The organism is Curtobacterium sp. PsM8 (assembly GCF_030433875.1).
Lineage (GTDB): Bacteria > Actinomycetota > Actinomycetes > Actinomycetales > Microbacteriaceae > Curtobacterium.
Window position 1 is genome coordinate 1 of sequence record NZ_JARUXD010000123.1, and the last position, 5,522, is coordinate 5,522.

Below are 5,522 nucleotides of genomic sequence, written 5' to 3' on the forward strand. Positions count from 1 at the left end.
CCCCGCCCCGCCCCCCCCCCCCCCCCCCCCCCGCCCCCCCCCCCCCCCCCCCGGGCGCGCCCCCCCCCGGGCTCGGGGGCGTCCCGGACTGACGCCGGCGTCATCCGCCGGCGCAACCGCACCGGACGGGAGGCCCGGATCACGTGAGCAGACCGCTCACCGGATCCGGGCCTCCAGTCCGTCAGCGGAGTCACGCCCCTGGACACTGCCCCCGCGGCGCCACGAGCCCGCTGAACGGGCCCGCCTCGCCGAGACGCCGCCGGAACGCACGGCGCCGTGCGGACCCGTGCGGACCCGTGCGGACCCGTGCGGACCCGCTGAACGGGCCCGTCTCGCCGAGACGCCGCCGGATGCTTGCGACGCCGCCGAACTCGGCGGCGTCCCACGAACTCGGCGGCGTCCCGCGCGCTCGGCGGCGTCCCGCGGGCCCGGCGGCGTCCCGCGGGCTCGGCGGCGTCCCGTACTGACGCCGGCGTCATCCGCCGACACCGGCACACCAGCCGCACCGGAGCTCAGGCGCGGTGGTGGTCCCGACCGAAGAGGGACGTGAGCGTCGCGACGATCGCCATCCGGAGCCGGACCCCCGCGGGTGGCGCCGGCGGCAGGGTCCGGATCGGCGCCGTGAACGCCAGGTCGTGCAGGTTGTTGCGCTTCGACCCGTCCCAGTTCGCGAACAGGTACGGCGTGCCGAGCGCCATCAGGCTGCGGACCGGTGCCGGACGCGTGCCGGAGGCGGCGACCGCGTAGCCGGAGTGGCCGGCCGTGATCGCCTGGATGACGGTGTCCGCGTCGGTGACGCCGTTGGCGGTCACCACGGTGGTGATGCCCGTGCGGTCGCGGGCGACGAATTCGATGATGTGTTCAGTCACGAGGTACTCAGGGTCGCGAGTCTCCGTCTCGGCGTGGGTGAGACGCACGAGGCTTGGCCGGAACCGACGTTGCTTCCGTCGTCGAGGATACGTCGCACCTGGCGGGACGGCGCACGGACGATCCCGATTGCGTACCCGCGTCGGGCACCACCGACCGCCGGCACGCCTCAGGCGACCCAGACGACGATGCCGTTGTACCCGTTCAGCAGGGCGGCGACCCCGGCTCGGAGCGCCCGGCCGGCCCGCTCGTCGGTGAACGTCGACGGGTCGTGGTGGCTCGAGGTGCCGAGCCCCTCCCCACGGAAGCCCGCGCCGGTCCAGTCCGCCGCGGTGACGTTGGCGGTCGGCTCCGCGATCTCGGCTCCGAGCACCAGGAACTGCTGGTGGAGCGCCGAGGGCGAGATCGCGGCGATCGGGTCGACCAGCTCGTCACCGACGCTGATCACCAGGTCGGCGCGCTCGCCGATCGCGGCGGCGACCGAGGGCAACCGGTCGTCGGCGCTGTCGGCCACGATCGGGACGACGGCGACGTCCTCGGCTCGTGCCCACGAGTCGACGGCGTCCACGAGGGTCTCGGTCTGCGCGTTCGGCTTCCCCGGCGAGAGCAGCACGACGCGGTACCCGGACGGCGGCGCGACGTCGTCCCACGAGTGCGGCGCCGGGGTGACGGTGGCCTCGGGGGCGGGCGGGGAGTCCGGGTCGACGAACCCCGAGCCGAGCGCGCCCTTCCCCCGCACCGGGGTCGGGGCGTCCGTCGGGACGGCTCCGGTCGCGGATCCGGTCTGGAGGCCCGTGGCCTGCTCCGTGCCGCCGGTCCGGCTGGTCTGCTCCGCACCGCTCGAGCACCCCGTGACGAGGACCGAGCCGGCCGCCACCAGGGCGGCGGCAGCGAGGACGGTGGTGGCGCGGCGGGTCAGACGGATCACGAGACGCCATGCAAGCACAGCCCACGGCCGCGACGGTCCGGTGCGGCCCGCTGTCCAGAGGCCGTCCAGACGCTGGTCACCTGCTGTTCGCCTGCGCGTCGATCTCGGCCGCGATGGTCAGCCCGGTGATGCACCGAACCACCCGTCCCGCTCGCAGCGGGCTCTCCCTCCTCTCCCTGCCCGCCCTCCCCCGGATCGCCACCCGGCTCGTCGCCCTGCTGGTGCTCGTCGGCACCGTCGTCGTCAGCCTGCTGACGGGGGCGTCCGCGGCGAGCGCCCACGGCTTCAGCTCCGTCGTCTACGCGGACGTCAGCGGGAAGGGGACTGGCGTGGTGCAGGCCCGGCTGGGGCTGGAGTACGACCTGATGCTCGTGTCGGTGGGGACGAGCGAGCACGACGACCGGCTCTACCGGCAGGGCCAGGCGGCGTGGGACGACGGCGACTACCCGGGCATGGTGCGCGCTGCGGAAGCGCACCACGACTCCATCAGCAAGTACCTGTTCGACCGGTTCTCGGTGGCCTCGGGCGGGAAGGACTGCACCGGCACCCTGCAGGACTCCCTGCGGGTCGACGTGCAGGACGAGGTCCCCTACGCCGAGGTCGTCGCGGACTTCGCGTGCCCGGCGCCGGGGCGGACCGACCCCGGTCACGTGGTGGAGTCGCGGCTCTTCCCGGACAGCGAGACGTTCGTCAAGGACACGAAGACGATCGTCACCTACGACGTCGACGCGAAGCAGGGCACCGCGACGCTCGACGCGTCCCAGCCGACGTTCTCGACGGAGCAGTCGGCGGGGCAGCGGTTCTGGGAGTTCTTCACCCTCGGGGCGGAGCACCTGCTGACGGGGATCGACCACATCCTGTTCCTCATCGCGTTGATCGCCGGCTCCCGACGGCTGCGCGAGGTCGTGTACACGGCGTCGGCGTTCACGATCGCGCACTCGATCACGTTCATCCTGGCGGCGCTCGGGGTGGTCAGTCCGCCGTCGATCGTCGTCGAGCCGCTGATCGCCCTGTCCATCGCCGCGGTGGCTGGCTGGTACCTCTGGCGGCTGGCGACCCGGCGGTCGCGGGCGGACGAGCTGGTGCTGACCGACCAGGGGCGGTTCGCGCTGGACCGGTCGGGGTGGTCGCGTCTGGCGGTGGTGTTCGCGTTCGGGCTCATCCACGGGCTCGGGTTCGCCGGGGCCCTCGGCATCCACGAGGCGTTCTCGTGGCAGCTGCTCGCGTCGCTGCTCATCTTCAACGTCGGCATCGAGGCCGTGCAGCTGGCGATCATCGTGATCGTGTTCCCGCCGCTGTCCCTGCTCCGCCGGAAGGCCCACCGGGCGTCGCTGTGGGTGACCGGCGTCGTCACGGCCGGGGTGTTCGTGATGGGGATGATCTGGTTCGTCCAGCGTCTGGTGGAGGGCTGACGGGCGCGTTCCTGTCCGCTGAGCGGCGGTTCCCGTAGCGCCTGATGGCTCCAACCCGTATGGACACACAGCGTTTACTCACGATCTACCAGGGCAATGCAGAGTCTGTCTGCTGCACCACCCCTCTCACTGAGAACGGAACCACATGAGTCTCCTGTCCGGCGCCCCCTCCCGGCGCAGAACCACCACCCTCCGCCTCGGCGGGGCCGTCATCGGCGCCGCCCTCATCGCCGGCGCCTGCCTGGTCGGCACCGGCTCCGCGAACGCGGCGACCGCCACCCCGACGACGAACATCTCGGCCGGTGGCCCGATCCACATCCTGCTCGGCGTCGGCGCGACCGAGAGCCAGCGCATCGCCTCGTGGTACTTCCCCACCAACGTCGACCAGTCGGTCGAGATCCAGAAGACCGACTCGATGACCGGCGGCGTCTTCACCGACGCGAAGAAGACCATCGCCGCGACGAAGAGCACCAACACCGCTGCCGACTCCAGCACCGTCGACAGCAGCACCAAGGCGATCCCGGGCATCACGAACGAGGCCGGCTACGTCAACGCGCACGCCGTCATCGACGGCCTCGAGCCGAACACCACGTACACGTACCACGTGGGTGCCGCGGACGGTTCGGCCTGGTCGACGTCGTACACCTTCACCACCAAGAGCTTCAGCGGCGACTTCGACTTCCTGTTCTTCGGTGACCCGCAGATCGGGTCGTCGGGCTTCGTCGACGACGACGGTGCCGGCTGGGCCGACACCCTGGAGTACGCCACCACGAAGGAGAAGGACGCCGAACTCCTGGTCTCCGGTGGCGACCAGGTCGAGAACGCCAACAACGAGTACCAGTGGGGTGCCTTCGCCGACAGCAGCGACGTCCTGAAGCGCTACCCGTGGGCCTCCACCATCGGCAACCACGACGTCGGCGGCAAGTCGTACGAGCAGCACAACCAGCTGCCGAACTCCCTCAAGGTGCCGGACTTCTACCCGGGTGGCAACACCACCACGAACTCGGGTGGCGACTACTGGTACATGTACAAGGGCGTCCTGTTCATCGACATCAACTCGAACGCCTACGCGGGCGGCTCGGACGCAGCGCACGTCAACTACGTGCGTGACGTGATCACCCGCCACGGCGACGACGCGAAGTGGACCGCGCTGGTCTACCACCACTCGATCTACTCGCCGGCCGACCACGCGAACGACAAGGACAACCAGCAGCGCCGGTTCGACTTCACCCGCGCGTTCTCGGACATGGGCGTCGACCTCGTCCTGCAGGGTCACGACCACTCGTACTCGCGCAGCTACGCGATCAAGAACGGCAAGAAGGCCAACCCGGCCGAGCAGCCGGGCGCTGACGAGGTCTTCGCCGGCCCCGGTGGCGTCATCTACCTGACCGCCAACTCCGCGTCGGGCTCGAAGTACTACGACCTGACCACGCCGGACGCGACGCAGGGCGGCTACGGAGCCGACCCGCTCGACCCGACCGGTCAGCGCCACTTCGCCAACTCGGTGGAGAACCAGGAGCACGTCCGCACCTACGTCAAGGTCGGCGTCTCGAACGACAACCTCGCCGTCACCACCGTCCGCGCCGGTGACTGCACCACGCTGAACTCGGCCGTCCAGCACGGCAAGGTCGACAGCTGCGGTGTCACCCTCAAGCCGACGGCCTCGGCCGACCCGGCGCCGATCGGCTCGACGGTCGACCAGTTCACCCTCGACGCCGCGCTGCCGGCGACCACCACCACGCTGACCGCCTCGGCGGCCAAGCAGGTCTACAACACCGCCAAGCCCGTCACGATCACCGCCACCATCGGCGGCGGCGTCGGCGACAAGAGCGGCACCGTCACCTTCTCAGAGGCGGGCAAGCAGATCGGCACCGCTCCGGTGGCGAAGAGCACGGCGACGTTCACCCTGCCGAAGGGCCTGAAGGTCGGCAAGCACAGCATCACGGCGACGTTCACGAGCGACTCGGCCTACTCCGGCACGAACTCGAAGACCACCCGTGCGGTCGTCGTCACGGTCGACAAGGCATCGTCCACGTCGACCATCACCTACTCCGCCCCGAAGGCCGTCGTGCGGGTCACCTCACGCGGCATCGTGGTGAACGGTGAGGCGAAGATCTACGACGGCAAGAAGCACATCAAGACGATCAAGATCGAGCGCAACACCGCCAACACGCGGTTCACGCTCAAGAAGGGGACGCACCAGCTGAAGGTCGTCTTCTCCGGCAACTCCATCATCGCCGGCAGCACCAGCCAGACCCTCACGGTCCGGGTGCGCTGACCGACAGCGGACGAGTGTGGGCCCCGCGGCTTCGGCC

At 70.8% G+C, this 5,522-nt stretch carries 4 protein-coding genes; 2 read left to right on the forward strand and 2 right to left on the reverse strand.

Annotation, left to right across the window (positions count from 1 at the left end):
• Window positions 1–512: 512 nt before the first annotated feature.
• Window positions 513–869, reverse strand: coding sequence for a hypothetical protein (locus tag QCD68_RS16800; protein ID WP_146248100.1), 357 nt, complete (start codon window positions 867–869; stop codon window positions 513–515).
• 167 nt (window positions 870–1,036) lie between these two features.
• On the reverse strand, window positions 1,037–1,795 hold the full coding sequence (locus QCD68_RS16805; RefSeq protein ID WP_301223842.1) for a hypothetical protein: 759 nt from the start codon (window positions 1,793–1,795) through the stop codon (window positions 1,037–1,039).
• A 128-nt stretch (window positions 1,796–1,923) separates the two neighbouring features.
• Here QCD68_RS16805 and QCD68_RS16810 point away from each other — a divergent pair, with 128 nt between their 5' ends.
• Window positions 1,924–3,207 (forward strand): HupE/UreJ family protein, encoded by a 1,284-nt coding sequence (locus tag QCD68_RS16810; protein WP_301223844.1) that lies wholly within the window; start codon window positions 1,924–1,926, stop codon window positions 3,205–3,207.
• A 145-nt stretch (window positions 3,208–3,352) separates the two neighbouring features.
• Entirely contained in the window at window positions 3,353–5,485 is a 2,133-nt protein-coding gene (locus QCD68_RS16815) for an Ig-like domain repeat protein (RefSeq protein WP_301223843.1), read from the forward strand.
• The last annotated feature ends 37 nt before the right edge of the window (window positions 5,486–5,522 follow it).

Bases quoted from the DNA above. Each gene is read 5' to 3' on its own strand.
- QCD68_RS16810 (WP_301223844.1), top strand. From the start codon at position 1,924: ATGCACCGAACCACCCGTCCCGCTCGCAGCGGGCTCTCCCTCCTCTCC.
- QCD68_RS16815 (WP_301223843.1), top strand. From the start codon at position 3,353: ATGAGTCTCCTGTCCGGCGCCCCCTCCCGGCGCAGAACCACCACCCTC.